Origin of the sequence: Staphylococcus sp. HMSC34G04 (assembly GCF_001838765.1) — a bacterium.
GTDB lineage: Bacteria > Bacillota > Bacilli > Staphylococcales > Staphylococcaceae > Staphylococcus > Staphylococcus epidermidis.
The window spans coordinates 303,264-320,801 of record NZ_KV838739.1 but is presented as its reverse complement, the minus strand read 5'-3'; the positions used below and the strand labels follow the sequence as shown (position 1 = coordinate 320,801).

Below are 17,538 nucleotides of genomic sequence, written 5' to 3'. Positions count from 1 at the left end.
AGTTTTTTACATACTTATAAAAATGAATGAAACACATGCACAGGGGGACACACGAAGTGGAACGCACATTTTTGATGATTAAACCGGACGCTGTCCAAAGAAATTTAATTGGTGAGATTATATCTCGCATTGAAAAGAAAGGTCTTAAGCTTGTTGGCGGTAAGTTTATGCAAGTGCCTATGGAACTAGCTGAAAAACATTATAGTGAACATAAAGGAAAACCGTTCTACGACAAGTTAATTTCATTCATTACTTCTGCACCCGTTTTTGCTATGGTAGTAGAAGGTGAAAATGCTGTAGCTGTATCTCGTAAAATTATTGGAAGTACAAATCCAAGTGAAGCAGCTCCTGGTACAATTCGAGGCGACTATGGTTTAAATCTAGGTCGTAATATTATACATGGTTCGGATTCAACAGAATCAGCACAACGTGAAGTTAAATTATGGTTTACAAGTAGTGAAATTGCTGATTATAAAGAACCTAGAGAAGATTGGTTATACGAGTAATAAAAATATCAAATAATGAAATTCATTTTATCCGTTAATGTCTGTGACGCACATTTGTGTCTCAGGCATTTTTTTGATTAACCAAATGCCATTTGTTTAAAATAATAATTATTGAATTAGTCTATTTAAATTTCTATCTAGGGATTAAACGATGTAACAGCATAAAATGTTCGATTATGTAGCAATTTTTATCTTTTGACAATTGAGTATTCATTATTAAGTAATGACGTATTTTTAGTATTTCATTCATGTATCTAATGATTTAGCTCTTTTGATTTTTTCAGTAGACTAATTTTTAATTTGTATAATGTCACTACGAATAACAATCATCTTGGTGCTATTCTTTCTAAAATATTTATAACTGCTAAAATAAAAATCTTCTTGTTTATCTAACTGACTTATGTTGTTTGATTGAATATGATAATATATTAAACATATTACAATTTAATGTATTGAAGAATAGAAAGGGGCGTGCGATCATGAGATACCTCACATCCGGTGAATCACATGGACCACAACTTACAGTCATCATTGAAGGTGTTCCAGCTAATTTAGAAATTACGGCTGAAGATATTAATAAGGAAATGTTTAAACGTCAAGGGGGATATGGTCGGGGTCGTCGTATGCAAATTGAAAAAGATACTATAGAAATTGTGTCAGGCGTCAGAAATGGCTTTTCTTTGGGAAGTCCAATAACTTTAGTAGTTACTAACGACGATTTCACTCATTGGAGAAAAATAATGGGCGTCGCACCAATTAGCGATGAAGAAAGAGAAAATATGAAACGTACCATTACAAAACCTAGACCAGGCCATGCTGATCTTGTAGGCGGTATGAAATATAATCATCGTGATTTAAGAAATGTGCTCGAGCGTTCATCTGCTAGAGAAACAGCAGCAAGAGTTGCTGTGGGTGCTGTTTCAAAAATTCTTTTAGAACAATTAGATATCCACTTATACAGCCGTGTAGTCGAAATTGGTGGTATTAAAGACAAAGGTTTATATGATGTAGATATGTTCAAAAATAATGTAGATAAAAATGATGTACGTGTAGTTGACGAAAATATTGCGCAACAAATGAGAGATAAAATAGATGAAGCGAAAAAAGACGGAGATTCAATCGGAGGCGTAGTTCAAGTAATGGCTGAAAACATGCCTATTGGTGTGGGAAGTTATGTACATTATGACCGTAAATTAGATGGACGCATTGCACAGGGTGTTGTGAGTATCAACGCATTCAAAGGTGTAAGTTTTGGTGAAGGATTTAAAGCAGCTGAAAAACCTGGTAGCGAAATTCAAGATGAAATTCATTATAATCAAGATTTAGGCTATTTTAGAGCTACAAATCACTTAGGTGGATTTGAAGGAGGCATGAGTAATGGGATGCCTATCATTGTTAATGGTGTGATGAAGCCTATCCCTACTTTATATAAGCCACTAAACTCAGTTGATATTAACAGTAAAGAAGACTTCAAAGCTACTATTGAACGCTCAGATAGTTGTGCAGTGCCCGCAGCTAGCGTAGTATGTGAACACGTTGTCGCTTTTGAATTAGCAAAAGCAGTACTCGAAGAGTTTCAATCTAACCACATGGACCAACTCATAGCACAAATTAAAGAGCGTCGACAACTCAATATAGAATTTTAATTACCCTAGAATGATTGAGGTGAAAGCATGGAACTTAAAACATCATATGCAAGTGATAATTATCCCATTATCGTTGAACATCACGCAATTAACTCTTTAGAAAAATACATTAAAAATGAAGAACAACGATTTTTCATTATCGATAAGCAAGTCTATAATTTATTTGTAGATAAACTTGAAGCTTTGGCTCAAAAACTTGATGCTAAATGTATCGTAATCCCTTCTGGAGAAACGTCAAAATCATTCGAACATTATCATCGTACTATTGAATATTTACTAAGCCATCAATTAACACGTCAAACGTGTATTGTTGCCATTGGTGGTGGTGCTACAGGAGATTTCGCAGGGTTTATTGCTGCAACTTTACTTAGAGGCGTATCATTTGTCCAAGTACCGACAACTATTTTAGCCCACGATTCAAGTGTAGGTGGTAAAGTTGGAATTAATTCTGAGCATGGTAAAAATTTAATTGGTGCTTTTTATCGACCCAAAGCTGTCATTTATGATTTAGATTTTTTAGAAACTCTACCATATTCTGAAATACTAAGTGGGTATGCTGAGGTCTATAAGCACGCTTTATTAAACGGCGAGGATTCAACAAAAAATATCGAATCTAATTTTACCTCAAATAAAAATTTACAAGCGTTAAAAAATCTAGATCATTATTTATTTGAGGGTATAAAAACAAAACTAAATATTGTTGTTGAAGATGAGAAAGAAAAAGGTAAAAGAAAGTTTCTTAATCTTGGTCATACATTTGGTCATGCAATTGAATATGAGCATAAAATTCCTCATGGTCATGCAGTTATGATTGGTATTCTTTATCAATTTATTGTTGCGAATCACTTATTCGAGTCAAATTATAACATTCAACACTATATTAATTATATGAAAAAACTTAAATATCCATTATCTATCATCAAACAACTTCATTTTGAAGATACATACCATTTTATGCTTCTAGATAAAAAAAATGATTACAATGGTATTCAAATGGTCTTACTTAAAAATTTAGGTAAACCAGTTGTCACTCATGTTGATAAGGATACGCTTTTATCAGCTTTCGAGGAATTACAATCTTATTTTAAGTAGGTGAATCAAATGAATAACAGTGAAATAATTAATATTAATGGACCACTCAAAGGTGAAATAGAAGTACCTGGTGATAAATCGATGACACACCGCGCTATTATGTTAGCTTCATTAGCTAAAGGTATATCAACCATTTATGAACCATTATTGGGAGAAGATTGTCGACGTACTATGGATATCTTTAAACAATTGGGTGTAACAATTGAAGAGCAGGACAATTCTATCATAATCAATTCACCAGGATATCAAAATTTCACAACGCCACACCAAGTTCTCTATACTGGTAATTCTGGTACTACTACACGATTACTTGCTGGTCTTTTAAGCGGATTAGGTATTGAAAGTGTGTTATCTGGTGATGTATCTATAGGCAAAAGACCCATGGATAGAGTGATGAAACCTCTTCTGAAAATGAACGCTAATATATCTGGAATTGATAATAATTACACACCGCTTATTATTAAGCCTTCAACCATTAAAGGTATAAATTATCAAATGGAGGTTGCAAGTGCACAAGTTAAAAGTGCTATTTTACTTGCTAGCCTATTTTCAAAAGAAGCAACGACACTCACAGAAATTGATGTTAGTAGAAATCATACAGAAACATTGTTTGCACACTTTAATATTCCTATATCAATTCAAGGTAAGACAATCCAAACCTTACCTTATGCAATTGAACATATACAGCCTAGAGACTTTCATGTTCCAGGCGATATCTCATCTGCTGCATTTTTCATAGTCGCAGCTCTAATTACGCCCGGTAGTGACATTACAATTCATAATGTTGGCATTAATCCCACTCGTTCAGGTATCATAGATATCGTTAAACAAATGGGAGGAAACATTGAATTAAGTAATGTAAGCAAAGGTGCAGAACCAACTGCATCAATACATGTAACATATACACCGAACTTGAATGCTGTTACAATTAAAGGCGACTTAGTTCCAAGAGCTATCGATGAATTGCCAGTTATTGCATTACTTTGCACACAAGCTTCAAATTCTTGTATTATCAAAGACGCAGAAGAATTAAAAGTGAAGGAAACAAATCGTATAGATACTACTGCAGACATGCTAAATTTACTTGGTTTTAATTTACAACCCACACATGATGGACTTATTATACATCCATCAGAGTTTAGATCAAATGCAACTGTAGATAGTCAAACAGATCATCGCATAGGAATGATGTTAGCTGTAGCTTCACTACTTAGTTCAGAACCACTCAAAATAGAGCAATTTGACGCTGTTAATGTTTCCTTCCCAGGTTTTTTACCTAAACTAAAGCTTTTAGAAAATGAGGGAAAATAAAAAATGGAAGATATCTATAAACTTATAGACGATATCAATCTACAAAAAATAGAAAACTTAGATTCTCGAGTAAATGAGGCATTGAGTTCAAACAATGATGATGCGCTATTTATACTTGGTGAAACTTTATATAATTTCGGTCTTACACCTCAAGGGTTAGAAGTTTTTAGAACGTTATATCATAAATACCCAGATGAAAGTGAATTACTCATTTACTTTATCGAAGGTCTCATGTCTGAAAATCAAACTGACGAAGCACTTGAATATTTAGCACAAGTAGAACCATCTACCGAAAAGTTGATGCTTGAAGCCGATTTATATCAACAAATTAATATGTTAGAAGTAGCAATTGACAAATTGCAAGAAGCATTAGATCTTGAACCTAATGATCCAATTATTCACTTCGCCTTAGCAGAGCTATTATACTACGATGGGCAATACTTACGAGCTACAAGAGAGTATGAAACAGTATTGGAAACAGGTGAATATGAAGTGAATGGAGTAAATCTTTTCTCGCGAATGGCAGATTGTAGTTTACAAAGTGGTAATTATTCAGATGCTATTAGCTTATTTGATGAAATTAATGAAGAAGAGATGAATTCTGAAGATTACTTTAAAAAATCAATTGCCTATGAAAAAAACGATTTAACGCAAGAAGCAATTAAAATTATGCAAACATTACTTTCAAAAGATCCTGATTTTATACAAGGATATTTTTATCTTCAATCTCTATTTGAAAATGAAAAAAATTATCCTGATGCTATAGAAACTGGTAAGGAAGGATTACGTTTAAGTCAATTTTACAAAGAATTAATGGTTTCTACAGGTAGCTTAGAAATAGAGCATGGAGATGCAAATGAAGGTGTAGAATTGTTAAAACAAGCCTTAGAGGTCGATAATGCATATCATGAACCATTGTTGATTTTAAGTGATTTATATCGTAATGAAGAAGACTATGAATCAATTATACAATTGTTGACTTATGTAGACGAAGAAGATTTAGATCCTATTTTCATGTGGCATTTAGCATATGCATACGGTCAAGAAGAACGAGATAAAGAAGCGCAACATTTCTTTGAATTAGCATATCCAACATTACAAACCCAAGTTGAATTTTTAAGCGATTATTACTTCTATTTATTAGAAATTGGTCAAAAAGAAAAAGCACTTTTGATTTTAAATCAATTATTAGAAATTGATCCCAGCAATGAAAATTGGCATGATGAGTCAATGAGATTGCAAATGTAAGTTGGTGACTTAAATGAATGATTCTCTTATTCGTATCAAACAAAATTTTATAGAATATATTCTGTTTAACTATCGTTTTAAATCAAGAATTACTGTGTGGGTATTAAATTATTTAAAGGCAAATCAAGATAAGCTAAATAATGTACATTTCGTAAATAGTAAAATCAATAATCATTATACTTTAGAAATTGCAGAAGTGGATACAACTGCTTCTGCAATTCAATTGAGCAAGGATAATAAAGCTTATATTAATACAAATCAAATTTTTAATTATATTGCAAATCATACATTAAGATTAGATATACAAATACATTTTGCTCATTGTCACGCGCGAGAACCTCGCTTAGATGATTTAATATTAATGCAGCTCATTCATTCACCTAGTTATTCATCTTATGTACAAGACTTGTATTCAATTTCTATGGATAAAAGAAAACAAACAACTATTATTCAAACCTTACAAAACAATATTGATTTAAGTTTACAAATGAATGAACCTGATTATTTTTATCAACTCACACAAATTCTTAATGTGTTAAAATCAAAAGATATTCAATCAACTTTAAATGATAGGTAGCCCATACTAAGATGAATCAATGGCTTTGGGAAACTTCACTTTATCAAAAATGGTTGATTTCTTTTATTTTAGTTTGCAATATATTTGGTACGATATACGGTTATCATTGGTATAGTAGTCAATTAGCTAACACGCCAAATTATTTTAAATTATTTGTTCCAGATAGTCCCACTGCTACATTATTTTTATGTTTATCATTATTACTCATACTATTTAATAAGCGTAATGCACTGATTGACGCTTTAGCTTTTATAACTCTATTTAAATATGGTAGTTGGGCTGTAATTATGAATATTTTGATGTTCATAAAAATGAATGATGTTGCTATAAACGGACTTATGTTGCTCATATCTCACGCAATTATGATGTTAGAAGCTATCTATTTTTATCCTCGTTTTAAAATATCTAAGTTGGCTGGATTGATGACTTTCATATGGGTGACTGTCAATGACGTAATAGATTACATATACGGACAATATCCATACTATAATTTTATCGCCAAACATTTAATTGAAGTAGGGGTGTTGGCTTATAGTCTCACTATCATATCGTATATTTTATTTTTAAAATTACAAAAGTGGTTGAAAGTTAAAACATTTGATTAAAGATAAATTTGACAGTAAAATGAAAATAAAGGAGAGTGAGTTTAATGTCTTTAATATCAATGATTATATATTTCGTAATATTAATGGTCATTCCAATGTGGGCTCAACATAAAGTTAAATCTAATTATGAAAAATACTCACAAGTGAGATCCACAAGTGGTAAAACTGGTCGTGAAGTAGCTGAAGAAATTTTACATTCTAATGGCATTTACGATGTTGACGTCGTTAAAGGCGAAGGCTTCTTAACTGATCACTATGACCCAAATAAAAAAGTTGTTTGTTTATCTCCTGCAAACTACGATAGACCATCAGTTGCTGGTACTGCAATTGCAGCCCATGAAGTAGGACATGCAATTCAACATCAGCAAGGTTACGCACCATTAAGATTTAGAACAGCATTAGTACCATTAGCTAATATTGGTAGTTCTTTAAGCTACATTATTATTATGGTAGGTATTGTTTTAACAGCTCTCGGTAGTGTCTTTGGCTCTACAGTTCTATGGGTTGGTGCTGGTTTAATGTCACTTGCAGTTTTATTCTCTATCGTGACATTACCTGTTGAGTTTAACGCTAGTTCAAGAGCGATGAAACAAATAACGGCTTTAAATATCGTTAATGAGAAAGAATACAAACACGCGAAAAAAGTTTTATCTGCAGCAGCAATGACATATGTGGCATCTACTGCAGTTGCGTTAGCTGAACTTGCTCGTATTATATTAATTGCAAGATCAAGTGATTAATCATATATAACAACGCAGTTCCTGGTAATCATTACAATTGATTTGTAATGGTTACCTTTTTTATTTGAATACGTGACAAAAGCCTATCTTTTAATACATATTAAACATTGCACTTGAAATGCAAGGCACTTTATTTTGTAATATACTATATAAGAATAGCGATAAAGGAGTACTTTCATATGAAATCTATGGAGCAAATGCAACAAGAAGTTGATGACTATATCAGTCAGTTTAAAACTGGTTATTTTTCTCCACTTGCCAATCTTGCAAGAATGACAGAAGAAGTTGGAGAATTAGCACGCGAAATAAACCATCATTTTGGAGAGAAAAAAAAGAAAGATACTGAAGAAGATAATACAATTAAAGCTGAATTGGGAGACAATTTATTTGTTTTACTGTGTATTGCAAACTCTCTGAACATAGATATGACAGAAAGCTTTAATGACACGATGAATAAGTTTAATACAAGAGATAAAAATCGCTTTGAAAGAAAATAATTTAAGAAAGGATGGGCACAAATGAAAATCGGTATAACATGTTACCCGTCCATGGGTGGTTCTGGCATTATTGCTACAGAACTCGGTATTAAAATGGCAGAACGTGGCCATGAAGTTCACTTTATTACCTCAAATATACCCTTTAGAATACGCAAACCTTTACCTAACATGACGTTCCACCAAGTTGAAGTCAATCAATATGCCGTATTCCAATATCCACCATACGATATTACATTAAGTACAAAAATTTCTGACGTTATACAAGAATATGATTTAGACATATTGCATATGCATTATGCTGTACCTCACGCTGTATGTGGTATATTAGCTAAACAAATGTCAGGTAAAGACGTCAAAATTATGACAACACTACATGGCACTGATATAACAGTGTTAGGTTATGACCATACTTTACAAAACGCGATAAAATTTGGCATAGAACAAAGTGATATTGTGACAAGTGTTAGTCATTCACTAGCACAGCAAACTTATGAAATTATCAATACTCAAAAGGAAATCATCCCTATATATAATTTTGTACGGGAAAATGAATTCCCAACTCGTCATAATGAAGAATTAAAAGATTGTTATGGTATCTCTTCTGAAGAAAAGGTACTGATACATGTTTCTAATTTCAGAAAAGTAAAACGCATTGATACAGTGATTGAGACATTTGCAAAAGTTCATGAGAGTATACCGTCCAAGTTGATACTTTTAGGAGATGGCCCAGAATTAATCGATATGCGACATAAAGCACGAGAACTCGATGTGGAAGCACACGTACTCTTTTTAGGCAAACAAAATGACGTAAGCGCATTCTACCAACTATCTGATTTAGTATTACTCTTAAGTGAGAAAGAAAGTTTTGGATTAACTCTCTTAGAAGCAATGAAAACAGGCGTCTTACCTTTAGGGAGTCGTGCAGGTGGTATTAAAGAGGTCATCAGACATGAAGAAACTGGATTTATAGTAGATATAGGAGATAGTACACAAGCTGCAAAGTATGCTATTAAACTTTTATCAAATCCAGAATTATATCAAAAAATGCAATCCCAAATGCTAAAAGATATTGAAGCAAGATTTAGTTCAGATTTAATTACTGACCAATATGAAAACTATTATCGAAAGATGCTAGAACAAGGTGAGAACAGCAATGAGTCATGAGATATTTAAACAAGCAAAACCTATTTTAAAAAAGATTCAAAATAATGGTTTTAAAGCTTATTTCGTTGGTGGATCAGTACGTGATTACATCATGCAACGACCTATACATGATGTTGATATTACCACCAGTGCAATGCCTGACGAAATAGAATCTATATTTGATAAAACCATACCAGTGGGTAAAGAACACGGTACGATCAACGTGGTATTTCAAAATGACAATTATGAAATCACTACATTTAGATCTGAAGATGAATACATCAATCATCGTAGGCCCAGTGAAGTGTATTTTGTAAGAGATTTATATCAAGATGTTCAACGTAGAGATTTTACAATGAATGCTATAGCAATGGATCTAAATTACCAGTTGTATGATTATTTTAATGGTCAACAAGATATAAAAAATCGAGTAATTCGTACTGTTGGTGTACCAAGTGAAAGGTTCTCAGAAGACGCGCTTCGTATTATTAGAGGATTACGTTTTCAATCACAACTTAATTTTCAAATTGATTCAGACACATTACAAGCAATGTCTTCTCATATTTCAGATATACAATATTTATCCGTTGAACGTGTAGTAGTAGAGCTTAAAAAGCTTATCATGGGAAACAATGTTAAACAAAGCTTTGAAGTCATGCAAAACATGAAAGCATTTAATTATATACCTTTTTTCAAATCATTTGAGATGTCTCATCTTCATATAGATGAGCCCATCACATTTGAACTTTGGATTGCAATCTTAATCGTCCAACAACCAAAAGATGTACAATTAAGCTCCTTGAAAATTAGCAATCAAGAAAAAGCAACTATCAAAAAATGGATTACACTCATCCAAACATTGCCTAAGATACAGTCAAAGCAATCTTTAATAACATTAGTATATGATTACAATTTAAAAGATATTGAAATCCTATTATCATTACATCATTTGCTTAAACAAAATGGGCTTACAACAGCCAATCAATTAATCATTAATGAAATAAGTATTCGCGAAGCAAATAAAAAATTACCTATCCATTGCAGAAAAGAATTGGCAATAAATGGTAAAGATATACTCAATCATACGAATAAAAATTCAGGACCATGGCTAAAAGATACACTTAGAGAAATAGAAATCGCAGTCATATCAAATCAAATAGCCAATACTAAAGAAGAAATATTAGAATGGGTGGATGCACATGTCAAAATATAGTCAAGACGTCATTAAAATGTTGTATGAACATCAATCAAATTACATATCAGGGCAATATATTGCCGATCAACTCAATATTTCTAGGGCAGGTGTCAAAAAAGTTATTGATCTATTAAAAGAAGATGGTTGTGATATCGAGTCAATAAACCACAAAGGTCATCAACTGAATTCATTACCTGATCAGTGGTATAGCGGTATTGTAAAACCCATTCTTGATGAACTTGGTCTTTTTAATCATCTAGAAGTTTATCAAACTGTAGATTCAACACAATTAAAAGCAAAGAGAGCACTCGTTGGAAATAATGATACATTTTTAATCTTGAGCGATGAACAAACAGAAGGTCGAGGTAGATTCAATCGTAATTGGGAATCATCTAAAGGAAAAGGGTTGTGGATGTCACTTGTACTAAGACCTGACGTACCTTTTTCTATGATACCTAAATTTAATTTATTTATTGCTTTAGGTATTAGAGATGCAATTCAACAATTTTCGAACGAACGTGTAACAATTAAATGGCCAAATGATATATATATTGGTAATAAAAAAATTTGCGGATTTTTAACTGAAATGGTTGCTAACTATGATGCAATAGAAGCAATAATTTGTGGTATAGGTATAAATATGAATCATGTTGAAAGTGATTTTGATGAGGATATTAAAGATAAAGCAACAAGTATACGTATGCATTCCGATAGTAAAATTAATAGATATACTTTTTTAACTACATTATTAACTCAAATTATACATCGATTTGATCAATTTTTACATCAAACTTTTGAGTCAATTCGAGAAGAATATATTCACGCTACTAATATATGGCATCGTCAACTTAAATTCACTGAAAATGATCATCAATTTTTGGGGGAAGCCATAGATATTGATTCAGATGGATTCCTTATAGTTAAAGATGAAGAAGGTCAATTACATCGACTTATGAGTGCAGATATAGATTTATAAACACAAAAATGAGGAGCGGACATTATGGGAATAGCAACATTTGCAGTTGTGGATTTAGAAACAACTGGAAATCAACTGGATTATGATGAAATCATTCAAATTGGCATTACATTTGTACGTCAGAATCAAGTCATTGATACATACCATTCAATGATACGTACCGATTTAGAAATTCCACCGTTTATCCAAGCCTTAACTTCTATAGAAGAAGAAATGTTGGTACAGGCACCTTATTTTAATGAGGTCGCAGATGACATTTATCAACTTATCAAAGACTGTGTTTTTGTTGCACATAATATCTCATTCGATCTTAATTTTATAAAAAAAGCTTTTGAAAAATGTAATATTCAATTTAAACCTAAAAGAGTCATGGATACTTTAGAATTGTTTAAAATCGCATTCCCTACAGACAAAAGCTACCAGTTAAGCGCATTGGCTGAATCACATCATATCCCGTTAAATAATGCACATAGAGCAGATGAAGATGCAACAACAACTGCTAAATTGATGATTAAAGCTTTTGAGAAGTTCGAGCAATTGCATTTAGATACTCAAAAACAACTGTACTATTTAAGTAAAAATCTCAAGTATGATCTTTATCATATTTTGTTTGAAATGGTTAGAAATTATCAAACTAAACCGCCTAACAACCAATTTGAACAATTTGAACAAATTATTTACCGTAAACAAATTGATTTAAAAAAACCGGCTGTCAATTTTGATGGTACCTTAAAAGATTTATATAAAAATGTTACTCAATCTTTAAATCTTACATATCGGCCACAACAGTTATACCTAGCCGAAATTATACTTGATCAGTTGATGCATAGTGATAAAGCAATGATTGAAGCACCTTTAGGTAGTGGAAAGTCTCTTGCTTATCTGCTTGCAGCAACAATGTATAATATTGAAACCGGTCGTCATGTAATGATTTCAACAAATACAAAATTATTACAAAGTCAGCTATTAGAAAAAGACATACCATTACTCAATGATGTTTTAGATTTTAAAATTAACGCGTCATTAATCAAAAGTAAAAATGATTATATATCTCTTGGTCTTATCAGCCAAATTCTTAAAGATGATACAAGTAATTATGAAGTAAATATTCTTAAAATGCAGTTACTTATTTGGATAACTGAAACAAATACTGGGGACATACAAGAATTAAATCTTAAAGGTGGACAAAAAATGTATGTTGACCAAAAAATTGAAACATACGTTCCAGTTCGTCATGATATCCATTATTACAATTATATAAAAAGGAATGCTCAAAACATACAAATTGGTATCACTAATCATGCGCACTTAATTCATTCAGACAGTGAAAACACTATATATCAACTATTTGATGATTGCATCATCGATGAAGCACATAGATTGCCTGACTATGCGCTAAATCAAGTTACCAATGATTTAAATTATTCAGATGTTAAATATCAATTAGGACTTATTAGCAAAAATGAAAATGAAAAACTACTTAAAGCAGTAGACAAACTTGAGCAACAACGTATTTTAGAGAAACTAGATATTGCACCTATAGACGTTTTTGGTTTAAAAATAAATATCAATGAGTTACATGATTTAAATGAGCAACTATTCACTACAATTTATAACATTATTCAAACATCAGACGTTTATGATGATGACATTCATAAGTATCATTACGTTTATGAGTTTGAAACGAGTGAGATTTTAAAAGATTTACGTTCAATCATAGATAAATTAAATAAAACAATAGAAATATTTAACGGAATGAATCACAAAACAATCAAGTCTGTACGGAAACAATTATTATACTTACATGACAAATTTAAACTTATCGAACAAAGTATAAAAGATCATCATACAAGCTTTATTTCAATTAAAAATTTAGCACAAAAATCAACAATCCGACTCTTAGTCAAGGATTATGATGTAAAGGATATCTTGACGAAGCAAGTACTTGAAAAATTTAAGTCTCTTACATTTATATCTGGCACATTAACTTTCAATCACTCATTTAAAGCATTCCAAAATTGGTTTAATGAAGATATAGACTTTAATACATTTGAAATATCAACACCTTTAACATCATCCAACCATACAAATGTTTTTGTGCCCAATGATGTTGAAACGTACAATTATAAAAATTTAGACGATTATGTAGCTTCAATTGTTGACTATATTGTTGAATACATTACAGTAACACAGTCGAAATGTCTTGTCTTATTTACAAGCTATAAAATGATGCATATGGTTCAAGATTTGTTAAATGAATTACCTGAATTAGAAGATTATGTCATTTTAACCCAACAGCAAAACCAAAATTATAAAATTGTTCAACAGTTTAATAACTTTGATAAATCAATACTTCTTGGAACATCAACATTTTTTGAAGGTTTTGATTTTCAAGCCAATGGCCTTAAATGTGTAATGATAGCTAAATTACCATTTATGAATAAACATAATATTAAATACTGGCTCATGGACTCTGAATTCACATCAACTTTTAAAGATTATGTATTACCTGATGCTGTGACTAGGTTTAGACAAGGTCTCGGACGTCTTATTCGACACGAAGACGACAAAGGACTTATTGTGTCATTTGATGATCGACTGATAAATAGCACATATAAAAACTTTTTTGCTCAATCACTAGAACATTTTAAACAGCGAAAAGGTAACATTAAACAGTTTAATAAATTATTGAATCAAATACAGAAGTCTATTGATAATGAGAGTAAAAGCTAGCTTTTTAGAAATCTATAATAAATCATATCGTATGATTCCAGTTACTCAACTTGTAGAAGTTAAAGACATATTTTGTTAAAATAAATGAGTATTTAAAAAGAAAAATATAGGAGTTTGGTTATGAAGACTACGATTAAACAAGCGAAAAAACATCTTAACCAAGAAGTAACAATTGGTGCTTGGTTAACTAATAAACGTTCAAGTGGTAAAATAGCGTTCTTACAATTACGCGATGGTACAGGATTTATGCAAGGAGTAGTAGTAAAATCTGAAGTAGATGAAGAAACATTTCAACTAGCAAAAGATATTACTCAAGAATCATCTTTATATATCACAGGAACGATTACAGAAGATAATCGTTCTGATTTAGGCTACGAAATGCAAGTTAAATCAATCGAAATTGTACATGAAGCACATGATTATCCTATTACACCAAAAAATCATGGAACAGAATTTTTAATGGATCATCGTCACTTATGGTTACGTTCAAAAAAACAACATGCTGTCATGAAAATAAGAAATGAAATCATCCGTGCAACATATGAGTTTTTCAATGAAAATGGCTTCACTAAAATTGATCCACCTATTTTAACAGCAAGTGCACCAGAGGGGACAAGTGAGTTATTCCATACAAAATATTTTGATGAAGATGCATTTTTATCACAAAGTGGGCAATTGTATATGGAAGCAGCCGCAATGGCTCACGGACGTGTTTTTTCATTCGGCCCAACTTTTCGTGCAGAAAAATCTAAAACACGTCGCCATTTAATTGAATTCTGGATGATTGAACCAGAAATGGCCTTTACAAATCATGCAGAAAGCTTAGAAATACAAGAACAGTATGTGTCTCACATTGTTCAATCTGTTTTAAATCATTGCCAATTAGAACTCAAAGCTTTAGATAGAGATACAACTAAACTAGAAAAAGTTGCTACACCTTTCCCTAGAATTTCTTATGATGATGCTATCGAATTCTTGAAAAAAGAGGGATTCAATGATATTGAATGGGGTGAAGACTTTGGTGCACCACATGAAACAGCAATCGCTAATCACTATGATTTACCAGTATTCATTACAAATTATCCAACTAAAATTAAACCATTCTATATGCAACCAAATCCGGACAATGAAGATACAGTATTATGTGCTGATTTAATTGCGCCTGAAGGTTACGGTGAAATTATTGGTGGTTCCGAACGTATTAATGATTTAGAATTATTAGAACAACGCATTAATGAGCACGAATTGGATGAAGAAAGTTATAGCTATTATTTAGATTTACGTCGTTATGGTAGCGTACCACATAGTGGTTTTGGCTTAGGCTTGGAGCGAACAGTAGCTTGGATTTCTGGAGTTGAACATGTTCGTGAAACATCTCCATTCCCACGTTTACTTAATCGCTTATATCCATAATTGATTATTCGTATTTATGTTCAAAATACCATTTTTGAAACGTCCAGTCATTTTAAGGCTGGGCGTTCATTTTAAATAGGAGGTAGTAATATTATGGATCTAATTCAATTAAAAACAAGACCTGTTGTTATAAGACGAGAATTGTTTGATCATTATTCAGAGTTAGGTTTGGATGAACAAGATTTAGTTATTTTGATAAAACTTTTATATGCATCTGAAACTTCTAATAAGCAACCTTCTATTGAGTTTCTTCAAAAAGGATCAACTATGGAACCTCGTCAAATTACTTCCGTAATACAAAACTTAATTCAAAGAGAATTATTAGAACTCAATGTTAATAAAGACGAAGAAGGTAAATTCACTGAATACATGAATTTAGATCCCTTCTATCACAAATTAAATCAATTATTAAAACATCAATACTTAAAACATGAGGAACAAGATAAAAAAGAGCAATTTAAACAATTGTTTCAGTTAGTTGAGCAATCGTTCGGCAGACCACTATCGCCGTATGAAATTGAAACATTAAATCAGTGGATTGATGTCGATCACCATGACTTATCAGTTATACAAGCCGCTCTTGATGAGGCACTTAGCCAAAATAAACTTAGTTTTAAATATATTGATCGTATTTTATTAAATTGGAAAAAGAATAATGTGAAAACAGTTGACGATTCAAAGAAAATAAGAGAACAGTTTAACAAACCAAAAATGAAGCATGTTGTTAAAAAGGTACCTAAATTTGACTGGTTGAATGGAGAGAATCCTAATGATAAGTAAGAAAAAAGCATTACAAATGATTGATGTTATAGCGGATATGTTTCCTAATGCAGAATGTGAGTTAAACCATAGAAATGCATTTGATCTTACAATAGCTGTATTATTATCAGCACAGTGTACTGATAATCTAGTCAATCGTGTTACGCAATCATTATTTAGAAAATATCGAACACCCGAAGATTATTTAAATGTGAGTGATGAAGAATTACAAAATGATATACGCTCTATTGGATTATATCGCAATAAAGCCAAAAATATAAAAAAATTATGTCACTCTTTAATTGAACAATTTAATGGTCAAATCCCACAAACACATAAAGAATTAGAGAGTCTAGCTGGAGTGGGACGTAAAACAGCAAATGTTGTAATGAGTGTTGCATTTGGAGAACCTTCTTTAGCTGTCGACACTCATGTTGAGAGAGTTTCTAAACGTTTGGGAATTAATCGTTGGAAAGATAATGTAAGACAAGTAGAAGATCGATTATGTGATATTATCCCAAGAGATAGATGGAATAAAAGCCATCATCAATTAATATTTTTTGGGAGATATCATTGTCTTGCTAGAAAACCTAAATGTGAGATATGTCCATTGTTAAATGATTGTAGAGAAGGGCAAAAACGACATAAAGCAAAGATAAAGGAGGCGTGATGATATGATTGAAAAACAGGATTTCAATCATATAGAAGACCAACTTGATCAACTAGCAAGTAATAAACAACTCAAAACACCAGAAGCTAGGGAACTTTTAGATACTTATTTCGATTTAATCATTAACTATTTTAAACAAATAAATAACATAGATGAAATTCATTTTAATCAACTCGATACATATCCAGTGGTTCCAATGAATTTTGATGAACGCTATCATTATATGGTTGCACGTAAACACCATTTTATGGGCTATCGTCAAATGAAAACATTGAAATTAGAATTAATAAAAATGAATGCATCTTATCTAATTAGAAAGCAACGTCAACAAAAATAAATTAAAATTCATTTTAATTATTCTATTTTATACCTATATCAACATTTATAATTCACATTCGATGTAGTTAATCAAATTAATTAATAACTA

Annotated in this window: 17 protein-coding genes; all 17 read left to right on the top strand. The window is 31.6% G+C overall.

The genetic code is table 11. The features are described from left to right. The first annotated feature begins 56 nt into the window (after nucleotides 1-56). On the top strand, nucleotides 57-506 hold the full coding sequence (gene ndk / locus HMPREF3241_RS08165) for a nucleoside-diphosphate kinase (protein WP_002457686.1): 450 nt from the start codon (nucleotides 57-59) through the stop codon (nucleotides 504-506). A 479-nt stretch (nucleotides 507-985) separates the two neighbouring features. Further along, nucleotides 986-2,152 carry a chorismate synthase gene (gene aroC / locus HMPREF3241_RS08160; RefSeq protein ID WP_002446472.1) on the top strand — a complete coding sequence of 389 codons (1,167 nt, stop codon included), beginning with the start codon at nucleotides 986-988 and terminating at the stop codon, nucleotides 2,150-2,152. A gap of 27 nt (nucleotides 2,153-2,179) precedes the next feature. Then, complete coding sequence (gene aroB, locus HMPREF3241_RS08155) at nucleotides 2,180-3,244, top strand: 3-dehydroquinate synthase (protein ID WP_002446471.1); 1,065 nt, start codon at nucleotides 2,180-2,182, stop codon at nucleotides 3,242-3,244. A gap of 9 nt (nucleotides 3,245-3,253) precedes the next feature. Then, the gene (gene aroA / locus HMPREF3241_RS08150) at nucleotides 3,254-4,555 is read left to right on the top strand and encodes a 3-phosphoshikimate 1-carboxyvinyltransferase (RefSeq protein ID WP_002475222.1); all 1,302 of its coding nucleotides are present in this window, start codon (nucleotides 3,254-3,256) and stop codon (nucleotides 4,553-4,555) included. Between the two features lie 3 nt (nucleotides 4,556-4,558). Then, complete coding sequence (locus tag HMPREF3241_RS08145) at nucleotides 4,559-5,803, top strand: tetratricopeptide repeat protein (protein ID WP_002446469.1); 1,245 nt, start codon at nucleotides 4,559-4,561, stop codon at nucleotides 5,801-5,803. A gap of 13 nt (nucleotides 5,804-5,816) precedes the next feature. Continuing rightward, entirely contained in the window at nucleotides 5,817-6,380 is a 564-nt protein-coding gene (locus tag HMPREF3241_RS08140) for a YpiB family protein (RefSeq protein WP_002446468.1), read from the top strand. Between the two features lie 11 nt (nucleotides 6,381-6,391). Further along, nucleotides 6,392-6,985, top strand: coding sequence for a DUF1405 domain-containing protein (locus HMPREF3241_RS08135; protein WP_002446467.1), 594 nt, complete (start codon nucleotides 6,392-6,394; stop codon nucleotides 6,983-6,985). 44 nt (nucleotides 6,986-7,029) lie between these two features. Further along, a complete protein-coding gene (locus HMPREF3241_RS08130) occupies nucleotides 7,030-7,725 on the top strand; it encodes a zinc metallopeptidase (RefSeq protein WP_002446466.1) in 696 nt (231 codons plus the stop codon). 179 nt (nucleotides 7,726-7,904) lie between these two features. Beyond that, complete coding sequence (locus HMPREF3241_RS08125; RefSeq protein WP_002446465.1) at nucleotides 7,905-8,222, top strand: nucleotide pyrophosphohydrolase; 318 nt, start codon at nucleotides 7,905-7,907, stop codon at nucleotides 8,220-8,222. A 21-nt stretch (nucleotides 8,223-8,243) separates the two neighbouring features. Continuing rightward, on the top strand, nucleotides 8,244-9,386 hold the full coding sequence (gene bshA, locus HMPREF3241_RS08120; RefSeq protein ID WP_002489963.1) for an N-acetyl-alpha-D-glucosaminyl L-malate synthase BshA: 1,143 nt from the start codon (nucleotides 8,244-8,246) through the stop codon (nucleotides 9,384-9,386). Then, on the top strand, nucleotides 9,376-10,578 hold the full coding sequence (locus tag HMPREF3241_RS08115; protein WP_070853586.1) for a CCA tRNA nucleotidyltransferase: 1,203 nt from the start codon (nucleotides 9,376-9,378) through the stop codon (nucleotides 10,576-10,578). The genes bshA and HMPREF3241_RS08115 overlap by 11 nt, the downstream gene beginning before the upstream one ends. Further along, nucleotides 10,565-11,536: a biotin--[acetyl-CoA-carboxylase] ligase gene (locus HMPREF3241_RS08110; protein WP_002446462.1), complete on the top strand. Its 972-nt coding sequence runs from the start codon at nucleotides 10,565-10,567 to the stop codon at nucleotides 11,534-11,536. Before HMPREF3241_RS08115 ends, HMPREF3241_RS08110 begins: the two co-directional genes overlap by 14 nt. 24 nt (nucleotides 11,537-11,560) lie before the next feature. Then, nucleotides 11,561-14,269 carry a helicase C-terminal domain-containing protein gene (locus HMPREF3241_RS08105; RefSeq protein ID WP_070853585.1) on the top strand — a complete coding sequence of 903 codons (2,709 nt, stop codon included), beginning with the start codon at nucleotides 11,561-11,563 and terminating at the stop codon, nucleotides 14,267-14,269. Nucleotides 14,270-14,389: 120 nt separating this feature from the next. Beyond that, entirely contained in the window at nucleotides 14,390-15,682 is a 1,293-nt protein-coding gene (gene asnS, locus HMPREF3241_RS08100; RefSeq protein ID WP_002446460.1) for an asparagine--tRNA ligase, read from the top strand. A 93-nt stretch (nucleotides 15,683-15,775) separates the two neighbouring features. Continuing rightward, the gene (locus tag HMPREF3241_RS08095; protein ID WP_002446459.1) at nucleotides 15,776-16,462 is read left to right on the top strand and encodes a DnaD domain-containing protein; all 687 of its coding nucleotides are present in this window, start codon (nucleotides 15,776-15,778) and stop codon (nucleotides 16,460-16,462) included. Continuing rightward, nucleotides 16,452-17,111, top strand: coding sequence for an endonuclease III (gene nth, locus HMPREF3241_RS08090; RefSeq protein WP_002446458.1), 660 nt, complete (start codon nucleotides 16,452-16,454; stop codon nucleotides 17,109-17,111). Before HMPREF3241_RS08095 ends, nth begins: the two co-directional genes overlap by 11 nt. 4 nt (nucleotides 17,112-17,115) lie before the next feature. Further along, nucleotides 17,116-17,448, top strand: coding sequence for a YpoC family protein (locus tag HMPREF3241_RS08085; RefSeq protein ID WP_002446457.1), 333 nt, complete (start codon nucleotides 17,116-17,118; stop codon nucleotides 17,446-17,448). Nucleotides 17,449-17,538 lie beyond the last annotated feature (90 nt).

Coding starts and splice junctions, on each gene's coding strand:
- HMPREF3241_RS08135 (WP_002446467.1), top strand. CDS start 6,392: ATGAATCAATGGCTTTGGGAAACTTCACTTTATCAAAAATGGTTGATT.
- HMPREF3241_RS08110 (WP_002446462.1), top strand. CDS start 10,565: ATGTCAAAATATAGTCAAGACGTCATTAAAATGTTGTATGAACATCAA.
- HMPREF3241_RS08095 (WP_002446459.1), top strand. CDS start 15,776: ATGGATCTAATTCAATTAAAAACAAGACCTGTTGTTATAAGACGAGAA.
- nth (WP_002446458.1), top strand. CDS start 16,452: ATGATAAGTAAGAAAAAAGCATTACAAATGATTGATGTTATAGCGGAT.
- HMPREF3241_RS08085 (WP_002446457.1), top strand. CDS start 17,116: ATGATTGAAAAACAGGATTTCAATCATATAGAAGACCAACTTGATCAA.
- HMPREF3241_RS08105 (WP_070853585.1), top strand. CDS start 11,561: ATGGGAATAGCAACATTTGCAGTTGTGGATTTAGAAACAACTGGAAAT.
- HMPREF3241_RS08130 (WP_002446466.1), top strand. CDS start 7,030: ATGTCTTTAATATCAATGATTATATATTTCGTAATATTAATGGTCATT.
- bshA (WP_002489963.1), top strand. CDS start 8,244: ATGAAAATCGGTATAACATGTTACCCGTCCATGGGTGGTTCTGGCATT.
- HMPREF3241_RS08140 (WP_002446468.1), top strand. CDS start 5,817: ATGAATGATTCTCTTATTCGTATCAAACAAAATTTTATAGAATATATT.
- HMPREF3241_RS08145 (WP_002446469.1), top strand. CDS start 4,559: ATGGAAGATATCTATAAACTTATAGACGATATCAATCTACAAAAAATA.
- aroC (WP_002446472.1), top strand. CDS start 986: ATGAGATACCTCACATCCGGTGAATCACATGGACCACAACTTACAGTC.
- asnS (WP_002446460.1), top strand. CDS start 14,390: ATGAAGACTACGATTAAACAAGCGAAAAAACATCTTAACCAAGAAGTA.
- HMPREF3241_RS08125 (WP_002446465.1), top strand. CDS start 7,905: ATGAAATCTATGGAGCAAATGCAACAAGAAGTTGATGACTATATCAGT.
- aroA (WP_002475222.1), top strand. CDS start 3,254: ATGAATAACAGTGAAATAATTAATATTAATGGACCACTCAAAGGTGAA.
- HMPREF3241_RS08115 (WP_070853586.1), top strand. CDS start 9,376: ATGAGTCATGAGATATTTAAACAAGCAAAACCTATTTTAAAAAAGATT.
- aroB (WP_002446471.1), top strand. CDS start 2,180: ATGGAACTTAAAACATCATATGCAAGTGATAATTATCCCATTATCGTT.